At 70.7% G+C, this 21,066-nt stretch carries 20 protein-coding genes; 5 read left to right on the forward strand and 15 right to left on the reverse strand.

Annotated elements, in window-relative coordinates; genetic code table 11:
* Positions 1-170: 170 nt before the first annotated feature.
* The 8 genes from AB0B98_RS02015 to AB0B98_RS02050 all read right to left on the reverse strand — a co-directional run bounded on the left by AB0B98_RS02015 (position 171) and on the right by AB0B98_RS02050 (position 9,830).
* The gene (locus AB0B98_RS02015; RefSeq protein WP_357360093.1) at positions 171-1,997 is read right to left on the reverse strand and encodes an ABC transporter ATP-binding protein; all 1,827 of its coding nucleotides are present in this window, start codon (positions 1,995-1,997) and stop codon (positions 171-173) included.
* Positions 1,994-3,700: an ABC transporter ATP-binding protein gene (locus tag AB0B98_RS02020; protein WP_357360095.1), complete on the reverse strand. Its 1,707-nt coding sequence runs from the start codon at positions 3,698-3,700 to the stop codon at positions 1,994-1,996. Before AB0B98_RS02020 ends, AB0B98_RS02015 begins: the two co-directional genes overlap by 4 nt.
* 56 nt (positions 3,701-3,756) lie before the next feature.
* A complete protein-coding gene (locus AB0B98_RS02025) occupies positions 3,757-4,347 on the reverse strand; it encodes a gluconokinase (RefSeq protein ID WP_357360097.1) in 591 nt (196 codons plus the stop codon).
* Complete coding sequence (gene manD / locus AB0B98_RS02030) at positions 4,337-5,566, reverse strand: D-mannonate dehydratase ManD (RefSeq protein WP_112619703.1); 1,230 nt, start codon at positions 5,564-5,566, stop codon at positions 4,337-4,339. The genes AB0B98_RS02025 and manD overlap by 11 nt, the downstream gene beginning before the upstream one ends.
* A gap of 31 nt (positions 5,567-5,597) precedes the next feature.
* Complete coding sequence (dgoD, locus tag AB0B98_RS02035) at positions 5,598-6,746, reverse strand: galactonate dehydratase (RefSeq protein ID WP_357360100.1); 1,149 nt, start codon at positions 6,744-6,746, stop codon at positions 5,598-5,600.
* 7 nt (positions 6,747-6,753) lie between these two features.
* Positions 6,754-7,569 carry a carbohydrate ABC transporter permease gene (locus AB0B98_RS02040; protein WP_357360102.1) on the reverse strand — a complete coding sequence of 272 codons (816 nt, stop codon included), beginning with the start codon at positions 7,567-7,569 and terminating at the stop codon, positions 6,754-6,756.
* Positions 7,566-8,516: a sugar ABC transporter permease gene (locus AB0B98_RS02045; protein WP_357360104.1), complete on the reverse strand. Its 951-nt coding sequence runs from the start codon at positions 8,514-8,516 to the stop codon at positions 7,566-7,568. The genes AB0B98_RS02040 and AB0B98_RS02045 overlap by 4 nt, the downstream gene beginning before the upstream one ends.
* 75 nt (positions 8,517-8,591) lie before the next feature.
* Positions 8,592-9,830 carry a sugar ABC transporter substrate-binding protein gene (locus tag AB0B98_RS02050; RefSeq protein WP_357360106.1) on the reverse strand — a complete coding sequence of 413 codons (1,239 nt, stop codon included), beginning with the start codon at positions 9,828-9,830 and terminating at the stop codon, positions 8,592-8,594.
* 183 nt (positions 9,831-10,013) lie between these two features.
* On the opposite strand from AB0B98_RS02050, the gene AB0B98_RS02055 reads away from it, so the two are divergent.
* The gene (locus tag AB0B98_RS02055) at positions 10,014-10,775 is read left to right on the forward strand and encodes an FCD domain-containing protein (RefSeq protein WP_357360108.1); all 762 of its coding nucleotides are present in this window, start codon (positions 10,014-10,016) and stop codon (positions 10,773-10,775) included.
* 40 nt (positions 10,776-10,815) lie between these two features.
* On the opposite strand, the gene AB0B98_RS02060 is transcribed toward AB0B98_RS02055, so the two are convergent.
* From AB0B98_RS02060 to AB0B98_RS02085, 6 genes are all read right to left on the reverse strand, one after another.
* Complete coding sequence (locus AB0B98_RS02060) at positions 10,816-12,141, reverse strand: carbohydrate-binding domain-containing protein (RefSeq protein ID WP_357360111.1); 1,326 nt, start codon at positions 12,139-12,141, stop codon at positions 10,816-10,818.
* A 247-nt stretch (positions 12,142-12,388) separates the two neighbouring features.
* Entirely contained in the window at positions 12,389-13,129 is a 741-nt protein-coding gene (locus AB0B98_RS02065) for a DUF6069 family protein (protein ID WP_357360113.1), read from the reverse strand.
* A 4-nt stretch (positions 13,130-13,133) separates the two neighbouring features.
* Positions 13,134-14,132 carry an RNA polymerase subunit sigma-70 gene (locus tag AB0B98_RS02070; RefSeq protein WP_357360115.1) on the reverse strand — a complete coding sequence of 333 codons (999 nt, stop codon included), beginning with the start codon at positions 14,130-14,132 and terminating at the stop codon, positions 13,134-13,136.
* 188 nt (positions 14,133-14,320) lie between these two features.
* Positions 14,321-15,229, reverse strand: a complete 909-nt coding sequence (locus AB0B98_RS02075) for a hypothetical protein (protein ID WP_357360117.1) — start codon at positions 15,227-15,229, stop codon at positions 14,321-14,323.
* A 12-nt stretch (positions 15,230-15,241) separates the two neighbouring features.
* Positions 15,242-16,030: an SDR family oxidoreductase gene (locus AB0B98_RS02080; RefSeq protein WP_357360119.1), complete on the reverse strand. Its 789-nt coding sequence runs from the start codon at positions 16,028-16,030 to the stop codon at positions 15,242-15,244.
* Entirely contained in the window at positions 16,030-16,869 is an 840-nt protein-coding gene (locus AB0B98_RS02085; RefSeq protein ID WP_357360121.1) for a fumarylacetoacetate hydrolase family protein, read from the reverse strand. The genes AB0B98_RS02080 and AB0B98_RS02085 overlap by 1 nt, the downstream gene beginning before the upstream one ends.
* Positions 16,870-16,981: 112 nt before the next feature.
* Between AB0B98_RS02085 and AB0B98_RS02090 the strand changes: the two genes are divergently transcribed.
* From AB0B98_RS02090 to AB0B98_RS02105, 4 genes are read left to right on the forward strand one after another with little or no spacing between them, the layout of a single operon-like run.
* On the forward strand, positions 16,982-17,701 hold the full coding sequence (locus tag AB0B98_RS02090; protein ID WP_357360124.1) for a GntR family transcriptional regulator: 720 nt from the start codon (positions 16,982-16,984) through the stop codon (positions 17,699-17,701).
* A 28-nt stretch (positions 17,702-17,729) separates the two neighbouring features.
* Positions 17,730-18,440: a (Fe-S)-binding protein gene (locus AB0B98_RS02095; RefSeq protein ID WP_357360125.1), complete on the forward strand. Its 711-nt coding sequence runs from the start codon at positions 17,730-17,732 to the stop codon at positions 18,438-18,440.
* A complete protein-coding gene (locus AB0B98_RS02100) occupies positions 18,437-19,882 on the forward strand; it encodes a LutB/LldF family L-lactate oxidation iron-sulfur protein (protein WP_357360127.1) in 1,446 nt (481 codons plus the stop codon). The genes AB0B98_RS02095 and AB0B98_RS02100 overlap by 4 nt, the downstream gene beginning before the upstream one ends.
* Positions 19,879-20,511, forward strand: coding sequence for an LUD domain-containing protein (locus AB0B98_RS02105; protein WP_357360129.1), 633 nt, complete (start codon positions 19,879-19,881; stop codon positions 20,509-20,511). The genes AB0B98_RS02100 and AB0B98_RS02105 overlap by 4 nt, the downstream gene beginning before the upstream one ends.
* Here the strand turns inward: AB0B98_RS02105 and AB0B98_RS02110 are convergent.
* Positions 20,500-21,015 (reverse strand): signal peptidase II, encoded by a 516-nt coding sequence (locus tag AB0B98_RS02110; protein ID WP_357360131.1) that lies wholly within the window; start codon positions 21,013-21,015, stop codon positions 20,500-20,502. The two genes, AB0B98_RS02105 and AB0B98_RS02110, sit on opposite strands and share 12 nt — an antisense overlap.
* Positions 21,016-21,066 lie beyond the last annotated feature (51 nt).

A 21,066-nucleotide genomic window follows, 5' to 3' on the forward strand; every position in this document is an offset into this window, starting at 1 on the left:
AGACCACCGTCCTGTGTGCCACGGGCGCTCCTTCATGCCGAGATGCCGTCGTCGGAACGCCGCCGGTCGGCCGCGCACTCTGGTGGTCGCCGGCCGGTCCGGAAAAGTTCCCGAGGTTCCCAGGTTCGGCTGATCTCGCGGATGTCCGAGGTGGCCGGAACCGGGGCCGCTCAGCGCGGGACGGGCTGGTCCGCGCTCTCACGTTCTCGCGGGACCACCGGGTCGGGCATGCTCCACGAGCGCCACAGCTTGCTGTACCCGCCCCCGGCCCTGAGCAGTTCGGCGTGCGTGCCGTGCTCGGCGACGCGCCCCTGGTCGAGGACGACGATGCGGTCCGCGGTGGCGGCCTGACTGAGTCGGTGGGCGACGATCAGCGTGGTACGGCCCTCGGTGGCCGCCACGGCGGCGCGGTCGAGGTCGCGTGCGCCAGCGCTGCCCGCCTCGGCGGTCGCCTCGTCGAGGACCGCCACTGCCGGGTCGGCGAGGATCAGGCGGGCCAGCGCGAGTTGCTGGGCCTGGGCCGAGGTGAGCTGCCGCCCACCCTCCCCCACCGCTGTGGCGAGGCCGTCCGGCAGGGTCCGCACCCACTCGGTGGCGCCGACGAGGTCGAGGGCGGCGGCGATCTCGGCGTCGGTGGCGTCCGGGTCGGCGAGGCGCAGGTCGTCGCCGAGCGGCCCGGCGAAGACGTGCACCTCCTGGCTGATCAGGGCGATCTCGCGGCGGAGGCGGTGCTCGTCGAGCTGTGTCAGCGGCACGCCGCGCAGGGTCGCCGCGCCGTCGGTGGGCGCGATGATGCCGGCGATGATGCCGGCGAGGGTGCTCTTGCCCGCGCCGCTCGCGCCGACCAGGGCGACGCGCTCCCCGGGGGCGAGACGCAGGGCGATGTCCCGCAGCACCACCGGCCCGTCGTCGTAGCGGTGCTGCCGGACGGTCACCTCCAGTGCCGCCGGTGCGCCCCGGTCGTGGCGGTTGGGCTCGGTGCCGGCGGGGGCCGCGGTGTCCGGCAGGGTGGTGACCCCGACGAGTCGGGCCAGGCTGGCCCCGGCCTGCAACACCGAGTCCGACTCGAACAGCAGCAGGCCGATGGGGTTGAAGAGGCGGTGGAAGTAGAGGGCGGCAGTGGTGGCGGCGCCGACGGTGGCCAGGTCACCGCGGACCAGCAGGAAGCCGGCGAGCAGCACGGCGGCGAGCCCCACGAACTCGGAGCGGTTGATGCGCAGCCCGAAGCGGGTGTAGAGACCGAAGATCTCCAGCGACAGGTCGCGGGCGACGCCGGAGCGCTCGGCGATCCGTGCGACGTGGGCGTCCTCCATCCGGTAGGCGCGCACCGTGGCCGCGCCCCGCAGCGCCTCGGCCGTCGCCTGCGCGCGCTCGCCCGTCGCCACCCGCTCGCGGGCGTAGTACGGCACCGAACGCTTGAGATACCAGCGCAGCGCCACCGCGTACGCCGGGGCGGCGACCAACCCGGCGATGCCGAGCCGCCAGTCGAGGGCGAAGAGCCCCGCAGCGGTCAGCACGACGGACAGCAGCGCGCCGAGGAAGGCGGGGCCGCTGGTGGCGATCACGTTCGTCACCACTGCCACGTCGTCGCCGGCGCGGGCCACCAGGTCCCCGGTCCCGGCCCGCTCCAGGGTGGCCGAGGGCAGGTGCAGGGCCCGGTCGAGGACCCGCTCCCGGAGTCGGGCCAGCACTGTCTCGCCGAGACGCGCGGCGACCGCCGCTCCGACTGCGGTGAGGAGCCCGGCGAGCACTGCCGCGCCCGCGATCACGGCGGCCCAGGCGATCACCCGGGGCGTGTCGGTCCCGGCGATGACGTCGTCGACGAGGCGCCCGAGGACCCAGGGGGCGACCAGCCCGGTGGCGGCGGCGGCGATGAGCAACGTGCCGGCGACGGCGCTGAGCCTCGGCAGGAGCGCCAGCTCGCCACGGAGGGTGGCCCAGGTCTGCCGGCCGGTGGCCGTCGGCAGCAGCTGCCGGGTGGTCGGCTCGGACGTCATCGCAGGGTTTCCTCCCGGTAGCGGGCGTCGCTGGCGAGCAACCGCTCGTGCGGACCCTCGACGACGACCCGTCCCCGGTCGATCACCGTGACCCGGTCGGTGATCCGCAGCAGCGCGGGGCTCGTAGTGATCAGCACCGTGCCACTGGTGCCCGCCCCGCGAGCCTCGGCCAGCCTGGTGGCGAGCAACCCCTCGGTCACCGCGTCGATCGCCGTGGTGGGGTTGTGCAGCACCAGCACCGGCGGGTCGGCGACCAGCGCCCTCGCCAGCCCGATCCGCTGCCGCTGCCCACCGGAGAGGTTCGCCCCGCGTTCGGTGAGCAGACGGTCGAATCCGTGCGGGTGCGCGGCGAGCACGTCCTCGGCTGCGGCAGCCCGCACTGCGGCACGCAGCACCTCGTCGTCGACGGAGGCCCCGGCGCTGAGGTTGGCGCGCAGCGTCCCCTCGAACAGCGCCACGTCATGCTGCTCGACCAGGACCACGGCGCGCGCGGCGTCGATGTGCAGCTCGTCGGCGGGCACGCCGTCGACGCGGACCGTACCCCGGCGATCCGCGCGGGGCACCCGACCGGCCAGCAGCGCGACCAGCGCCTCGGCCTCGCCCGGGTCGTAGGCGAGCACGCCAAGGATCTCACCGGCGCGGACGCGCAGGCTGACGTCGTCGAGGCCCGCGTACGAGACGCCGTCGAGGGCGAGCCGGAACGGAGTCGGGGTGGGCGGCCCGGCGTCGCCCGGTTGGACGACCGGCGCGGCGCCGAGGACCCGGGCGACCCGCCCCGCGGAGGCTCGGGCCATGGCGAACAACTGGACGCAGTACCCGAGCGTCTGCACCGGCTCGGCGATGAACTGGGCCAGCCCGACCACGGCGACGAGCTCGCCGATGGTGAGCCGGCCCTGTAACGCGAGCCAACCGGCGAATCCGGCGACCGTCGCGAGGAACAGGCCGTTGACAGTGGTGGTGAGTCCGAGGTGCAGACCCTTGGTGGCGGCGGCACGCAGGGTGACGTCGAGCGCGTGACGGCTGGCTCCCGCGTACCGGCGGGCGGCGTGGTCCTGTGCGCCGATGCCGCGCAGCACGCGCAGGCCGCTGACGAGGTCGACGGCGAGGGCGGTCGTGGCGGCGAGCGCCTCCTGCTGCGACGTGCTGCGCCGGGTGAGCAGCGGCGCCATCCGCTGGAGGGCGACGACCAGCAGGGGTACGCCGATGAGCACCCCGAGGCCGAGAGGGATGTCGACGACGAGCAGCGCGACGGCCGCGACCACGATGGCGGTGAGCGCCGCGGCGGTGAGTCCCGCGACCCGTACGACGAGCGCGGACAGCTCGGCGTCGGAGGCCGTCACTGACAGCAGTTCGCCGTCACGCATGCCTGACCTTCGTCCGCGCGGGTCGAGGGCGCTGCGGACGATCTCGACCCGGGTGGCGTGCGCCTCGTGTTCGACGGCGGCGAACGCCAGTCGCGCGCCGGCCCGGTAGGCGAAGGCGAGCACTGTGAACAGGGCGGCCAGGCCGGCCAGCGAGAGCAGCAGGGCGCTGACGTCCCCGGTGGCCACCGCACTGTCGATGACCACGCCGATGGCCACCGGGACGAGGGCTTCGGTGGCCTGGTGGGTGCAGAGCAGCGCGATGCCGGCGGCCACCCGGGCGCGCTGCCGACGCAGCGCGCGACGGAGCACCACCCCACCGGTGGTCTCGGCGACTGTCATGCTCGGATCGATGAGGGCACGGCGACAGACTCCACTTACGCTTAGGGAAGGCTAACCTAACATGCCCCCGAAGTGGGATCGGACGCACGGTCCCGCTGCTCCCCCACCGGCACCGAAGCGGGCAGACCAAGGCCCTTGACGGCCGCCGCGACCAGGGCTTCCGGCGCCAACGAGACATCGAGTACGAGCACCGACTCGTCCGGCTCGGCCGGCTCCAACGTGGCGAGCTGCGACTCCAGCAGACTGGCCGGCATGTAGTGCCCCTCGCGCCGGGCCAGTCGGGCTCGGATGACCTCCTCCGGCCCGTCCAGGTGCACGAAGTCCACCCGGAGCGGGCCCTGACGGAGCACGTCCCGGTACGACCGCTTCAACGCCGAGCAGGCCAGCACCGTCGAGCGGCCCTCCGCGCCGCGATCGGCGATCCACCCGGCGATGTCCCGCAGCCAGGGCCACCGGGTGGCGTCGTCCAGCGGTACGCCGGAGCGCATCCGCGCCACGTTCTGCGGGGAGTGGAACTCGTCCGCCTCGGCGAACGTCAGCCCGGTCGCCGCGCCGATCCCACGCGCCACAGTGGTCTTGCCGGCCCCGGAGACGCCCATCACCACGACGTGCCGGGTGGGCCGGGCGCCGCGCCGCTCACCAGTCATGGACCGTGCCGTCCTTGAGCCGGTTGAACGGCAGGTACGCCGGCTCGTACGGGAACCGGGCCGCCGCCTCCTCGTCGAGCTCCACCCCGAGCCCCGGCTGGTCGCCCGGGTGCAGGTAGCCGTCGGTGAAGGTGAACGACTGCCGGAACACCTCGTTGGCCAGCGGGGTGTGCTTCATGTACTCCTGGATCCCGAAGTTGTGGATGGCCAGGTCCAGGTGCAGGGCCGCGGCCATGCCCACCGGGGAGATGTCGGTGGGGCCGTGGATGCCGGACTTGATCTGGTACTGGGCGGCGAAGTCGAGCAGTTTGCGCATGGCGGTGATGCCGCCGGTGTGGGTGACAGCGGACCGGACGTAGTCGATCAGCTGCTCCCGGATCAGGGTCTGGTAGTCCCAGACCGTGTTGAAGACCTCACCGATCGCCAGCGGGGTGGTGGTGTGCTGGCGGACCAGCCGCAGCGCCTCCTGGTTCTCGGCCGGGGTGCAGTCCTCCAGCCAGAAGAGGTCGTACGGTTCGAGGGCCTTGCCGAGCTTGGCGGCCTGGATCGGGGTCATCCGGTGGTGACCGTCGTGCAGCAGCGGCAACTCCGGGCCGAACTCGCCACGCACCGCCTCGAAGACCGACGGCAGGTGGCGCAGGTACGCGCGGGTGTCCCAGTCCTCCTCGGCGGGCAGCGGGGTGCGCTGCGCGGGCTCGTAGTCGTAGCGCTGGCCGGTGGAACTGGGTTGCGCGGCCACGCCGTAGACCGCGTTGATCCCCGGCACCGAGGTCTGCACCCGGATCGACCGGAAGCCCTCGTCGAGGTGGCGGCGGATCGAGTCGAACAGCTCGGGGATGTCGCGCCCCGACGCGTGCCCGTACGCCATGATGCCGGTGCGCGACGCGCCGCCCAGCAGTTGGTACAGCGGCATGCCGGCGGCCTTCGCCTTGATGTCCCAGAGCGCGACGTCCACCGCCGCGATGGCCGCCATGGTGACCGGGCCCCGCCGCCAGTACGCCGACCGGTACAGGAACTGCCAGGTGTCCTCGATCCGGTGCGGGTCCCGCCCCATCAGCAGGGGGGCGACGTGGTCACGCAGGTACGAGGCGACGGAGAGCTCGCGGCCGTTGAGCGTGGCGTCGCCCAGGCCGGTGATGCCCTCATCAGTGGTGATCTTGAGGGTGACGAAGTTCCGGTCGGGGCTGGTCACGATGATGTCTGCTGCGACGATCTTCACGGGGTGCCTTTCGTTCTCGCCGGTCGGGGTCTCACCACTCCGCGTAGGAGCCGTCGGGGTGCCGCCAGGTCGGGCTGCGCCAGGCGTGGCCGCGCTTGTCAGCGGTCCGCACGGCGTGTTCGTCGATCTCGATACCGAGACCGGGCGCGGTCAACCGCTGCACGTACCCGTCGACGAAGGTCAGCGGAGTCTGGTCGAGGCAGTAGTCGAGCACCTCGGCGCCCTGGTTGTAGTGGATGCCGATGCTCTGCTCCTGGATCAGGAAGTTGGGTGTGGCGAAGCCGACCTGGAGGCAGGCGGCGAGGGCGATCGGCCCGAGCGGGCAGTGCGGGGCGAGCTGCACGTCGTACAGCTCGGCCAACGTGGCGATCTTGCGAACCTCGGTGATGCCGCCGGCGTGCGCGAGGTCCGGCTGAGCGACGGCGATGCCGGCCTGTAGCACGGGCAGGAACTCCTGCCGGCTGTAGAGCCGCTCCCCCGTCGAGATGGGGGTGGTGGTGCAGCGGACGACCTCGCCGATCAGGTGCGAGTTCTCCGGCACCACAGGTTCTTCGAGGAAGAACGGCCGGTACGGCTCCAGGAGCGGGGCGACCCGGCGGACGTTGGCGAGTGTGAACCGACCGTGGAAGTCGACAGCGACGTCGCGGTCGTCGCCGAGGACCTCGCGGGCGACGGCCACCCTCTGCACCACCGCGTCGAGGTCGGCAACCGAGGCGAGCGCGCCCATCCGCCCGGACGCGTTCATCTTCACCGCGGTCAGGCCCGCCTCGATCCGGGCGCTGATCTGGTCGCGGATCTCGGCGGGCTCGTCGCCACCGATCCAGCCGTAGACCCGGATCCGGTCCCGGACCGGCCCGCCGAGGAGCTGGTGCACGGGGGCGCCGTAGTGCTTACCGGCGATGTCCCAGAGCGCCTGGTCCAGACCGGACACCGCGCTGGCCAGGATCGGGCCGCCCCGGTAGAAGGACCCCTTGGTCAGCACCTGCCAGTGGTCCTCGATGCGCAGCGCGTCCCGTCCGGTGAGCAGCTCGCTGAGCTGGTGGACGGCCGTGCGCACGGTCTCGGAGCTGCCCTCGCAGGTCGCCTCGCCCCAGCCGACGATGCCGGACACCGTCTCGATCCGGACGAACAGCCAGCGGGGCGCGACCAGGAACGTCTCCACCTTCGCGATCGTCGTCATGTCCCGGTCAGCCCTTCGTGGCACCGGCGGTGAGGCCGGACACGACGTACTTCTGCACGAACAGGGCGATCAACATGATCGGCAGGGTGACCACTGTCGCGGCCGCCATCAGGCCGCCCCAGTCGATGCTGGCATAGCCGACGAAGTCGAAGATCGCGACGGGAAGTGTCTTGGTGTCCGAGCCGGAGAGCACCAGGGCGAACATGAAGTTGTTCCAGGAGAAGATGAAGGAGAGGATGCCGGCGGTCGCGACGCCGGGCACCGACAGCGGCAGTGTGATCCGTCGGAACGCGCCGATGTGGGTCAGCCCGTCGACCAGCGCGGCCTCCTCCAACTCGGCCGGCAGGCCGTCGAAGTACCCCATCATGATGTAGACGATCAGCGGCAGCGACACGAACATGTGGCTCAGGATCAGCACCGTGAATCCGCCGACCATCTTCAGGTTCGAGAAGACGTAGTACCAGGGCACCAGGAGCGAGACGCCGGGGATGACCCGGGCCATGAGCACGACGAGCGCGGACTTCTTCATGCTGAACCGGCTCATCGAGTACGCGGCGGGCACCCCCAGCAGCAGCGAGAGCGTGGTGGCCGCGAACGCCACCCAGAGGCTGTTGCCGATGAACTCGAGGTAGTTCGCCTGCTGGAGAACCGTCTCGTAGTTCTTCAGGCTGGGCGAGAAGACGAACGCCTTGGCCGTGTCGTAGATGTCCACGTTGGTCTTGAACGATGCGGCGATCATCCACAGCAGGGGTGCCATCAGCGCGAACACCACGACGACGAGAGCCGAGTTGCGGAACACCCGGTACGGCTTGCTCGGCTTCATCGGCCCAGCCCCTTCTTGCGATAGGTGAGGGCCCACATCACCCCGATGATGATCAGGAAGAAGATGATGAGGACTGTCGACGAGACGCCGTAGTCGTTGTAGTCGAAGCTGAGGCCGTACGCGTAGACGTTGAGGGTCTCGACCTCGTGGAAGGAACCGCCGCCGCGCCCCTTTGTGGCGTAGAGGATGTCGAACGTCTTCAACGCGTCGATGCCGCGCAGCAGGATGGCGACGATCACCGTGGGCATCAGCAGCGGAAGGGTGACGTGCCGGAACCGCTGCCAGCTGCTGGCGCCGTCGATCCGGGCCGCCTCCTGAGGTTCGTCGGAGAGCGAGGTGAGCCCGGCGAGCAGGATCAGCACCACCATCGGCGTCCACTGCCAGATGTCGATGAACATCGTCGTCGGCAGGGCCGAGTGCTGCCCGGCCAGCCAGGGTTGGGGGCCGATGCCGATCCAGCCGAGCAGTTGGTTCGCCATCCCGATGTTGGGGTCGAAGATCAGGCGCCACATCATGCCGACCGCCACCGGGGTGGCCACCAGCGGCAGCAGGATCGCGACGCGGACCCACTTCTCACCGCGGAAGGGCCGCCACAGCAGCAGGGCGATCGCCATGCCGAGAACGACCTCGAAGAACAACACGACGCCGGTGAAGAGGACCGTACGCCAGACCGCCGGCCAGAACCGGTCGGTGTCGGTGAGCACGTCGAGGTAGTTCTGGAAGCCGATGAACTCGGACTCGGCGCGTACCGAGCCCTCGGCGTCGGTCAGGCTCAGGTAGCCGGTCCACGCCACCGGAAAGATGATCAGCACGGCGACGAACGCCATGGCGGGTGCCGCGAAGAGCCACTTGCGGTGTTCGTTCGCCCACCGTGACAAGGCGGAGTCTTCCGGGGCCGCCGGAGGGGCCTCGGGCGTGTCGGTGCGGGGGGTGATGACGGCTGACATGAGGGGTCTCCGGGTTCGGGGGCCAGGTCCCGGCGGGGCGGCGGAGCACGTCGGCTCCGCCGCCCCGCGCGTTGGTTACTTCGCCTCGTCGTCGAGGAACTTCTGGAACGCCGCGTTCGCCGTGTCCGCCGAGCTGGCGGCGTCCTTGCCGGTGATCGCGTCGACGATCGGCTGGCCGACGATCTCCCGCGCCTGGGCCACCTTGACCACCAGCGGACGGTCGTGACCGACCCCGTTGGCGGTGCTGACCGTGTTGGCCTCGGCGAGGTCCTTCGGGTAGGAGGCGGTACCCGCCGGGTTCGCCCAGACCGAGGTGCGGGCACCGGGTACGCCGGCCGTCTGCTGCGCCAGCGCCTGCTCCTTGCCTGCGGCCCACTGGATGAACTTCCAGGCGTTGTCCTTGTTCTCCGAGCTGTCGTTCACGCCGAGCGCCCAGGACGGGATGTTGTACGGCTTCGATCCGGCCGGGCCAGCCGGGAACGCGGCGAAGCCGACGGAGTCGACGACCTTGGACTTGGTCGGGTCGGTGGCGTTCTTGTAGAGCGAGTTGGCCTCGGTGTAGAAGGCGGCCTTGCCCTGCGTGAAGATCGCCATCGCCTCCGACCAGCTCATGTCGGTGCTGATGTTCTCCGGGCCGTGGTCCCTGAGAAGTCCGCCGTAGTAGGCGTACGCCTGCTTGGCCTGCTCGGTGTTGACAGTGGCCTTGCCGCTGGCGTCCACGAAGTCGCCGCCGAAGCTGAAGAGGAAGCTGGAGAACTGCGTGACCGCTGCGGCCTTGCCGGTACGAGCGACGAAGCCGGCGACGCCCGGGTTGTCGGCCTCGATCTTGGCGGCTTGCGCCTTGAGCTCGTCGAGGGTCTTGGGCGGCGCTGTGAAGCCGGACTTCGTCAGCAGGTCCTTGCGGTAGTAGAGGACCTCCTGCTCGGTGATGATCGGCAGTCCGACGACCTTGTCCTCATAGGTCGTCGCCTGTAGCGGCCCGGCCTGGAAGTCACCGAACTCGAAGGCGCTGTCGGACTTGACCTTCTCGCTCAGGTCGGCGAGGTACTTGTTCTTGCCGAACAGCTTCCCCTCCTGAAGGGGCCGGTACATCATCACGTCGAGGTCGTCGGACCCGGCGTTCAGCTTGACGTTGTACTGGTCGGAGAGCTGGTCCTCACCGAGCTGGGTGACTTCGACAGTGAGCCCGGACTGCTTCTCGAACTCCGGCAGGACCTTCTTGATGTTCTCTGTCCACACGTGGTTGACCAGTGTCACTCGGAGGGTCTTCGAGCCCTCGCCGCCGTCGTCGCCGCCACAGGCGGTCAGGCTCATGGCGGCGACCACAGCCAGAGAAGTGCCGATTATCGATCGACGTCGCACGCTTGTCTCTCCTTCTGTCGTGGCCGCCGCCCTTGTAAGAGCCGCTACCTCGGCGTTACATCCGCTTAACAACCGGATGCTAGGCCGAAAAAGCTGATTACCTCAAGAGGTAGATACAAATGATATGATCTTTGAGTGGAACCGTCCTCACCAGAGGTTGCAGCCGCTCCGACCCTCCCCGCCGAGTCCGGGCTGCACGCGCGCGTCCTCGACCACCTCGGCACCGCCATCTGCGGCGGCGAGCTGGCACCCGGATCGGTCCTCAACATCGACGAGCTGGTCGACCGGTACGCCGTGTCCCGCTCGGTCGTGCGCGAGGTGCTACGGGTGCTGGCCTCGATCGGATTCATCGAGGCGCGCCGACGGGTAGGTGTGATGATCCGACCGGCGAGCGCGTGGAACGTCTTCGACCCGCAGGTGATCCGTTGGCGTCTCGCCTCGGCCGGCCGGATGGCCCAGCTCCGCTCGATCACCGAGCTGCGCACCGCCGTCGAGCCGCACGCGGCCTACCTGGCGGCCAGCCGGATCGGCCGGGACGAGGCCAGCGATCTCGTCGGGCTGGCGGCGAAGATGTGGGCGGCCGGCGAGGCCGGCGACGAGGAGCGCTTCCTGCACCTCGACATCGAGTTTCACCGGCTCGTCCTGCTCGCCTCCGGCAACGAGATGTTCGTCCGGCTCCAGGAGTTGGTCGCGGAGGTGCTCACCGGCCGGCACAAGCACCACCTCATGCCGCACCACCCGCATGAGCAGGCCCTCCAGATGCACGCCGACGTCGCCCAGGCGATCCAGCGACGCGACGGGGAGCGTGCCCGGCAGGCGATGGTGCGGCTGATGGAGCAGGCCTTCGACGAGATGAAGTCGCTGTGGGAACAGACCGGCGCGCCCCGACATCAGTGAAGCCGAGTCGATCACGCAGCCTGAGCCCACTGGATACGCCTCAGCGGACCACGCCGATGCCCGTGAACGACCTGTCGTACTCGGTGAACGACCGGTTGGTGTACGGCGCGTAGATCCAGGTCCGCAGCGAGTTGGCGGCGGTGTCGACCTCGACCAGACGTACCGGGTTGGTGCTGTTGGAGTGGAACGTCTGGAGGAACGAATAAATCTTGTTCCCGTTGACTCCGGTGTCGACCCGGTTGGCGGCGATGCCGGTGTGACCGGAGAAGACGAACCGGATGTTGGCGTACTGCTTGACCAGGTTGTCGAAGAGGTACTGCGGGCTCGTCGCGCCGTACCCGGCGCTCTGCTCGATGGCGCCGTTGCCGTCGATGTAGTCGTGGGTGACCACGATGACGTTGTGCCGGGGGTTGGCGGCGACGACGCTCCTGGCCCAGTTCACGGCCGCGACCCGGGGCCAGAGTTCCAGGGTCAGCACCATCCACTGCACGCCACCGGCCGTGAAGGTCGAATACGAGTTGTCGACCTTGCCGGCCTCGAACTGCCCCCGGACCGCGCGGTACTGGCCGACCGTGAAGTACTGGTTGAACACGCTGGTGTCGCGGATGAGTTCGCGGGTGCGGGCGGGGTCGCGGGCCGACCCGCCGACGCCGGTCGCCTGGGTGTCGTGGTTGCCGAGCGCCAGCGCGTACGGGATGGCCGCGTTCTCGATCGGTCGCATCGCGTTACGGGCGATGACGTACTGCGCGTGGTCCGGGGTGTCCCAGTTGACCACGTCGCCGGAGGAGGTCACGAAGCGTAGGTCCAGCGCGGACCGGTTCTGCACCAACCAGTTCGTGCGGTTGAGGAATCGGGTGTCCGAGCTGTTGAGCACCTCCTGCTGGGTGTCCGGCAGGACGGCGAAGCTGAACTTCGGGTCGGTGGCGCCCGCGGTCTCCATCAGCGCGTACGCGACATGAACGTTGCGGTCGCAGGAGTCGGCCCTGAAGTCGTTGACGAACTGGATCCGCACTGTGTGCTGACCCCCGCCGACCGCCGTGCCGACCGGATAGGTGCCGTAGCTGGTCGCGCTGACGATTGTGGTCTGGCCGACGTTGACGCCGTCGACAGTCACCCGGACGGTCGGCCAGCCCTGGCAGTTGTCGCCGATGGCCCCGATCAGCACCCGACCGGAGCCACTGATGCTGGTGCTGGCGTAGCTGGAGTTGCCCCAGAGCGAGGCGTGCGTGCCGGACGCGGGCACCGGGGTGCCGGTCGCCGTACGGATCGAACCCTCCACGACGGTGAACGGGGAGGGCTCGGCGGCGCTCGCCGTGCTGCCGGCGAACACACCCCCCGCGATGACGACCACTGTCGCCACTGCCATCGCGACGATCGTGGACCCTGATCTCCTGATTCGCACCGCTGATCCTCCCTTGACGACGTACGCCCAGAAGCTGGGCATTCCTAGCCTAGGAGGAATCGGGACGACACATGTGAATACATCACGACCATCCTGCGTACCCGGGTTGTACTCTCCGAGCCGACAGTGCGGACGAGAAGCGCACCACCATCATCACCGGGCGGGCGGCCACCGGAGTGACCGCCCACCCGCGCAACGGAGACTGTCAGCGTCAATTGGTCCGGGTGCGCAGGCTCCGGGTCAGGACGGGGATCATCACCGCCGCGGCGACGAGGTGCAGCCCGAGCAGAGCGGTGATGGTGGCCGCGTTCGCCCCCGAGATGAGGGCCGGGACCAGCGAGAGCGCGCTCAGCGCCACGGCCGTCCAGACGAACCGGTCGGCGGGCCGAGCGCTCCACCGGAGCAGAGCCACGGCGATGACGACGCCCACTACCGAGAAGAAGCCGGTCACCACGGTGAACCCGGACAACGGAATCGTCTCGCCGCCATCGGGGATCTCGAAGTCGACGCCGGCGGCCCGGGCCAGCGCGGCGGCGACGGTGGTGGTCACCATCGCCGCGAGCGTGGCAATCACGCCGGTGCCGATGAGCCCGCGGAATCGGTGGGGGAAGCTGGGGCGGCCCGATGTCGGGCCGGCGACGGTCTCGGTGTCCTTCGTGCTGTTCATGTCGTCTCCCTCATGATGAGGCTGGCGTACAGGATGTGTTGACTGGCGTGTGACGGCCCCGGGCGTGAAGACACGCACCCTCGCCGTGCGGCGGCCGGGGTTGCGCAGCGCGCGGACGCCGGTGCCGCGCAGCCAGAACCCGGCATCGCGGCCGAGGACCGGCCCTGGTTCGCCGTCGCGCAACTCCAGCTGCACCCGCCCACTGGTGACGACGCCGAACGCGTCGTACCACTCCGCCGTGACCACCGCGGCACGCGCGCCACGGCGCAGCGTGAGCGTCCACACGGGACTACTCCGTGCCGTCCGCCGGCAGGCGGTCAGGCAACCCGAGCCGTGGGAACTGGTCGTCGTGGAACGTGACGATCTCGGTGATCGCGCCGCCGGTGATGCGCAGGACGTCGATCGTCAACGGCAGGTACGCGCCGTCCTGCTTGCGCCAGTGGTAGAAGGCGACGGCGGGCTGGCGGTTCACCGAGGTGGGGACCGCACGCAGGCCCGTCATGCCATCGAAGCCATCCTCGACCCAGTTGTTCACCACCGCGTCGCGGCCGACGTACAGGCCCGGCGTGGGCGGCATCGAGCAGCGGACGTCGTCGCGCAGCATGGTGGCGAGCGCGTCGATGTTCGTGGTCACGCTGGCGTCGGTGAAGCGGCGCACCAGCTCGCGTGTGCCGGCGTCCTCCTCGCCACCGGTCCAGTCCTGCCGCTCGGCGGGCAGGTGCTCCCGCATCCCAGCGCGAGCCCGCTGCAGGGCGCTGTTGACCGAGTTGACCGAGTCTCCGAGCAGCTCCGCGACGTCCTTCGCCGGCCAGCCGAGCACGTCGCGCAGGATCAGCACGGCCCGCGGACGCGGCGCGAGGTGCTGGACCGCTACCAGGTACGCCAGCTCGATCGTCTCCCGCGCGACGGCGACGGTCTCCGGCTCGTCCGCGTCGGCTGCGGGCAGCTCGTCGAGCAGCCGGTCCGGGTAGGGCTGCAACCACAGCACCTCGCCGCCGGTCGCCGGTTCCGGGCGGCGCCTGGCGAGCAGGTCCAGGCAGGCGTTGGTGGCGATCCGGTACAGCCAGGCCCGGAACGTCGACCGCCCCTCGAACGTCTCCCGTCGCCGCCAGGCCCGCAGGAACGTCTCCTGCACTGTGTCCTCGGCGTCCTCGAACGACCCGAGCATCCGGTAGCAGTGCACGTGCAGCTCCCGCCGGTGCCGCTGCGCCAGCCCCACGAACGCCGGCTCGTCGACCTCGCCCAGACCGCTCACGCCCAGCTCCTCCAGCCGCGTGTCCGCACTCATCACGTCATCCTTCCGCCTCGTCATGTCCTGTCGTAGGTATGACGGGCGCGGACGCGACAACTCATCACCCGGGTCTGATCGAGATGGTGAGTACCTGCGAGTCATGACGCTCGCTGGCGCATCCGCCGCTCGCAGCGGCGGGGCGGCGGGGCGGCGGGGCGGCGGGGCGGCGGGGCGGCGGGGCGGTCCTACCGGGCGGTGCCGCCACCCGATCGGCCCGCACCGGCGGAGGGCCGGTGCGCGATGCGGGGTGCCCGCACGGCGGAGGCGTTGCCGGCGCCGGGGCGGTAGTCCCGTGCCGCGCTGGCCACCATCTCGTCGGCGTCACGGGTAAGGGCCTGCCGGATGTGCGGCGGAACGAACTCGGACGTCGCCATCGCCAGTCGGACCTGCACCGCGCGGTCGTCGACCAGGCGGGTCAGGTCCGCCTCGTCCAGCTCGACGGCCCGCACCAGCGCGGCACGGACGTCGACCACCGGGTCCGCGGCGAGCGCGCTGCGCTGCTCGGCGGTGGTGCGCGGGTTGCGGGCAACCCCCTTGCGTACGCGTGCGGTGCGATCGGCCAGCAGGGCGTTGATCACGTCGGGGTCGTGGGTGTGCGTGGCGAGTCGTTCCCGTACCTCGGGTGACACGTCGCCGATCAGCTTGGCGGCCAGCTCCGGCTCCAGGTCACGACTCTCCGCGAGGAGACCGCGAAGCTCCTTGTCCGAGGTCTGCGACATGACCTGGCGGATCGACTCGTCGCAGGCCGGGTTGCCGGCGACCGCCCAGCGGACCCACCGGTCGGCGTCCTTGACCAGGCGCATGAGGTTGGCGATCGAGGTGGAGGGGTTCCTCGCCACGGCCTCCCGGACCTGACGATCATGGTCGCGGGTGAGCGGTCGGAGGGCCTGCGCGGGTGCGTCGGCCCGAGAGGCGACCGCCTTGCGGACCAGGACCGACGGATCGGATGCCAGGTCGATAAGGGTCATTTGTGGCGTTGTGGGGTCCTGAGCGAGGGCGAGCCGAGCGTCAGCGCTGCCACCGATCGGACGGTGGGCGGTGGTGCCGGACCCGCTGTGACTGTCGGCTGCACCGACGTCCTGCTGTTTCCCCATCCCGCAATCATGTCACGCGCCCGGTTCGGCAGTGCCGGCCACGGGCGGGACCCGGGCGGGCAGGCGCAGGCCGGACATGCCGCCGTCCACCGGCAGCGACGAACCGGTCACCGACCCGGTCGCGGGCGAGGCGAGGTAGACGACGGCGGCAGCAACCTCGTCGGCTGTCACCAGGCGGCCGGTCGGTTGCCGGGAGGCCAGTTGCCGCTTCTCGGCCGTCGGGTCGGGCGCGCCGGCGAGCAGGCGGGCCACCCAGGGTGTGTCCACGGTGCCGGGGGCCACACAGTTGACCCGGACGCCCTCCGTCACCAGGTCGGCGGCCATGGCGAGGGTGAGGGCGTGCACAGCGCCCTTCGACGCCGAGTACAGGGCGCGTCGGGGCAGGCCGACAGTCGCCGCGATCGAGGAGATGTTGACGATCGCCGCGGACGACGACCGACGCAGGTACGGCAGGGCGACGGCGCTGGTTCGGGCCACGCCGGAGACGTTGACGTCGAGTACCCGGCTCCACTGCTCGTCGTCGTCCTCCTCCACAGTGCCCACGGCCGAGATGCCGGCGTTGTTCACCAGGATGTCGATGCCGCCGAACGCCTCCGCGACCGAGGCGACGGCCGCGCTGAGGGAGGACCGGTCGGCCACGTCCGCCCGGACGCCGAGGACGTCGGGATCCTCCGGCAGACCGGACAGCTCCAGGTCCAGGACACCCACCCGGGCACCGGCGGCGACGAACGCCCGCACGCAGGCAAGGCCGATCCCCGAGCCACCTCCGGTCACCACCGCCACGAGACCGTCGCACCGCATCAGGCGTCCCGGAGCGTGTTGCGCTGCCGACCGAGGCCGTCGATCTCGACCTCCATCACGTCACCGGCGGCCAGGTACGGAAAGCGTCCGGAGAGTGCCACTCCCTGCGGGGTGCCCGTGTTGATGACGTCGCCCGGATCCAGGACTGTGTACTGAGACAGGTGCCAGACCAGGTGCGCCACGTCGAAGATCATGTCCTTGGTGCTGGAGTCCTGGCGGGGCTCGCCGTTGACCCAGGAGCGCAGCCGCAGCGCCTGCGGGTCGCCGATCTCGTCGGTGGTGACCAGCCACGGGCCGAGCGGCTGGAACGTCTCGCAGGACTTGCCCTTCGACCACTGGCCGCCGGAGACGGCGAGCTGAAAGTCCCGCTCGGAGACGTCGTTGGACAGCACGTACCCGGCGATGTGCCCGAGGGCGTCGGCCGGTGAGGCGAGGTAGCGGGCCGGTCGGCCGATCACCACCGCCAGCTCCACCTCCCAGTCGGTCTTCGCCGAGCCGCGCGGGATCAGAACCTCGTCGTACGGGCCGACGACGGTGTTGGGCGCTTTGTAGAAGATGATCGGGTCGGTCGGTGGGGCGGCACCGGACTCGGCGGCGTGCGCGGCGTAGTTCTGCCCCACGCAGAGCACCACCCCCGGCCGGGCGATCGGCGCACCGACCCGCTGACCGGTGACGTCGATCTCGGGCAGGTCGGTGGCCTCGCGGGCCCGCCGGACGCCGTCGCCGGCAAGGAACTCGCCGTCGATGTCGACGGTGAGCGACGAGAGGTCGAAGTGCCGCCCGTCGACGTACAGCACGGGGCGTTCCCGCCCCACGGGCCCGACGCGCATGAATCTCACGAACCGACCTCCAGCGCATGGGTCGCAACGGACCCAATTTCCTATAGGATGTTGTTTGGCTCGTGTGTACTCGCTCACACCGGCACAGTCAAGGGCTTGCTGAGGAGACGAGATGGCCCAGCAGGAACCTCGCGAGGGTCGACTTCGTCCCGCCCGTCGACTCACCCTCACCGAGGACGTCTACGAGTCGATAAAGACGCTGGTCATGGACCACATCCTTCCCCCCGGTGAGCGGGTCAACATCGACGCGCTGGCCCGGGAGCTGGACGTCTCCCCCACCCCGGTCCGCGAGGCCCTCGCCCGGCTGGAGGCCGACGGCCTGGTCCGGAAACGCCCGCTCTCCGGCTACACCACCACGCCGCTGCTGAGCCGCACCGAGTTCGACGACCTGTTCGACGTGCGCCAACTGCTGGAGGGCGCCACCGCCGGACGGGCCGCCACCCACGCCTCCGCCGAGGCCCGCCAACGGATCAGTGCCGAGGCGGCGGCGAGCATCGACGTGGAGGCCGGCGACGGCTATCGCCGGCACGCCGCGTTCACCGCGCTGGACGCGAGGTTCCACGACCTGATCGCCGAGGTCTCCGGCAGCCCGCTGCTGCGCGACAGCATCACGCGGCTGCACTCACACCTGCACCTGCACCGGCTGTACTTTCCGGTCGCCGGCGCGGCGGACACCAACACCGAGCACCAGCGCATCGCCGCCGCCATCGTCGCCGGTGACGCGGCAGCCGCCACCGGGGCGATGCGCGCCCACCTCAGCGCCGCCCGGGAGCGTCACCTGCCCGCCTTCGACCAGCTCCCCGTCCCCGCGACACCGCGCGACTCGGCGTGACCCACCCCCACCCATCCGAGGAGCCGCCGTGCGGATCGCCCTCTTCATCACCTGCGTCAACGACCTCGCCTTCCCGGCCACCGGCATCGCGGTCACCCGCATCCTGCGGCGACTCGGCCACACAGTCGACTTCCCCGCCGAGCAGACCTGCTGCGGGCAGATGCACGCCAACACTGGTTACCGGTCCGGGGCCGTGCCGATGGTGCGTAACTACGTCGACGTCTTCGACTCCTACGACGCCATCGTCGCGCCGTCCGGGTCGTGCACCGCGATGATCCGCGACCAGTACCCGCGCCTGCACCCGGCCGCCACCTCGGTGGCCGCCCGCACGTACGAGCTGTCCGAGTTGCTCGTCGACGTTCTCGGCGTCACCGACGTCGGCGCGGAGTTCCCGGAGACGGTCACCTACCACCCGACCTGCCACGGCCTGCGCATGTTGCGCCTCGGCGACCGGCCGCTGACCCTGCTGCGCCAGGTGCGCGGGATCAAGCTGGTCGAGCTGGGCGACGCCGAGGAGTGCTGCGGTTTCGGCGGCACGTTCGCACTGAAGAACCCGGACGTCTCCACAGCGATGCTCGCCGACAAGTGCGCCCGGGTCCGCGACACCGGCGCGCGGGTGCTCGCCGCGGCCGACAACTCCTGCCTGGCGCACATCGGTGGCGGTCTCGACCGCCACCGCTCGGGCGTACGGGCCGTGCACTACGCCGAGATTCTCGCCGAGACGGGAGCCCTCTCATGAGCCATCCGGTCGCACCCGCCACCGGGGGCGGACGGATCCGCACCCCGCTGCCGTTCCCCACCGCCGCCAAGCCGGCCGTCGCCGACACGCAACTCCGGGCCAACCTGCACAGGGCCACCCGCACCATCCGGGCCAAGCGAGCACGGGTCGTCGACGAGGTACCCGACTGGGAGGCCCTGCGGGACGCCGGCTCGGCGATCAAGGCGGACGTCCAACGTCGCCTGCCGGAGCTGCTGGAGCAGTTCGAGGCGTCCGCCACCGCTGCCGGCGCCACAGTGCACTGGGCCCGCGACGCGGCCGAGGCGTGCCGGATCGTTGTCGCGTTGACCCGGGCCACCGGGGCCGACGAGGTCGTGAAGGTCAAGTCGATGGCGACCCAGGAGATCGAGCTCAACGAGGCGCTGGAGGCCGCCGGGATCGCCGCGTACGAGACCGACCTGGCGGAACTGATCGTGCAACTCGGCGACGACACCCCCTCGCACATCCTGGTGCCGGCGATCCACTACAACCGGGCCCAGATCCGGGAGATCTTCCAACGTCGCATGGCCGACGCGCCGGCCGACCTGAGCGACGAACCGGCCGCGCTGGCCGAGGCGGCCCGCGCCCACCTGCGACGGCGTTTTCTCTCGGCCCGGGTCGCCGTCTCCGGCGCCAACTTCGCCGTCGCCGACACCGGCACACTCGTGGTGGTGGAGTCCGAGGGCAACGGCCGCATGTGCCTCACCCTCCCCGAGACGCTGATCAGCGTCGTCGGCGTCGAGAAGCTGCTGCCGACCTTCACCGACCTGGAGGTCTTCCTGCAACTGCTGCCGCGATCCTCGACCGGCGAGCGGATGAACCCGTACACCTCGATGTGGACCGGCGTCACCCCCGGCGACGGCCCGCAGGACGTGCACATCGTGCTCGTCGACAATGGCCGGTCCGCGGTGCTCGCCGACCCGGTCGGGCGGCCGGCGTTGTCGTGCATCCGCTGCTCCGCGTGCCTCAACGTCTGCCCGGTGTACGAGCGGGCCGGCGGGCACGCGTACGGCTCGGTGTATCCGGGGCCGATCGGGGCGATCCTGTCGCCGCAGTTGACCGGTGTGGCCGACAATGCCTCGTTGCCGTACGCGTCGACCCTCTGCGGCGCCTGCTACGACGTCTGCCCCGTGAAGATCAACATCCCGGAGATCCTGGTTCATCTCCGCCAGCAGGCACCGCACCCGCCGGTCGAACGGGCCGCCATGCGCGTCCTGTCCTGGGTGATGCGCAGCCCTCGACGGTGGGCCGCCGCTTTGCGCCTGGCTCGGGCCGGCGCGGGGCCCTTCGGGGCGTACCGTGAGCGGCGCACCGGCGCTCGAACGCTGCGGCGACTGCCCTGGCCCGCCTCGGCGTGGACCCGGTCGCGCGACCTGCCGTTGCCCGCGCCGCAGACCTTCAGGGAATGGTGGGGAAAGCAGTGAGCGCCCGTGACGAGATCCTGGCGCGGCTCCGGACCGCGCTGGCCGACAGCCCGCCGCCGGTGCAGGTGCCCCGCGGGTACCGCCGGGTCGACCACCGCTCCGACGTGATCGAAACCCTGGTCGACCGCCTGGAGGACTACCGGGCCGTCGTCCACAGGGGCATCGACGCCCTACCCCGACTGCTCGGCGCCGTCGACCGGCTCGCCGTCCCCACTGACGTCCCCGCGAACTGGCTGGAAGGTTACGCCGGAGAGGTGCACCGCGACACGCCCCCGCTGTCGCCGGCAGCGCTCGACGACCTGGACGCGGTCCTGACCGGCTGCGCCGTCGTGGTCGCCGACACGGGCACCATCATCCTGGACGCCGGCCCGACGCAGGGGCGGCGCGCGCTCACCCTGGTGCCCGACCGGCACATCTGCGTCGTCCGCACCGACCAGGTCGTCGGACTGCTGCCGGAGGCGCTCACCCGACTGGCCCCGCACGCCCCGCTGACCTGGATCTCCGGCCCGTCCGCCACCAGCGACATCGAACTCAACCGTGTGGAGGGAGTGCACGGCCCGCGCCGGCTGGAGGTCGTCCTGATCAGCCCGGACGACGAAGCCGTTCCAGCGGGCGGCTCAGGCGTCTGACGAGGGCACCTGCTCGTCGCTGCGGCTCTCGCCGGGGGTGGCGGTCGCGCGCAGCGGAATGCCGCGCACGTTGAGCAGCATGACGATGCCCACGCCGACCACCAGGGCGATGTCGGCGACGTTGCCGACGAAGAACCCGGCGTAGTCGATGAAGTCCACCACGTGCCCGCGCGCGAACCCCGGATCCCGGAAGAGGCGGTCCAGCAGGTGCGTCGCCGCGCCGCCGAGCACCAGGCCCAACGCCACCGCCCAGGCGCGCGACGTGACCCGCCACGCCACGACCGTCACCGCGACCACCGCCGCCGCCGCGACCACCGCGAAGATCCAGGTGTACGTGGACCCGATCGAGAAGGCGGCGCCCGGGTTGTACAGGAGTCGCAGTTGCAGCAGGTCACCGAGAACGGTGATGGTCTGCCCGCCGGAGAGCGCGGACTCGGCCCAGTACTTGGTGAGCTGATCCGCGGCGAGCACCCCAGCAGCGATCAACACGACGGCGCGGAACATTCCGGAACCCTAGCCGGTCGCCGATGACCGTCACCACCGACGAATGGCTCC

It is taken from the genome of Micromonospora sp. NPDC048947 (assembly GCF_040649495.1).
Lineage (GTDB): Bacteria > Actinomycetota > Actinomycetes > Mycobacteriales > Micromonosporaceae > Micromonospora > Micromonospora alfalfae.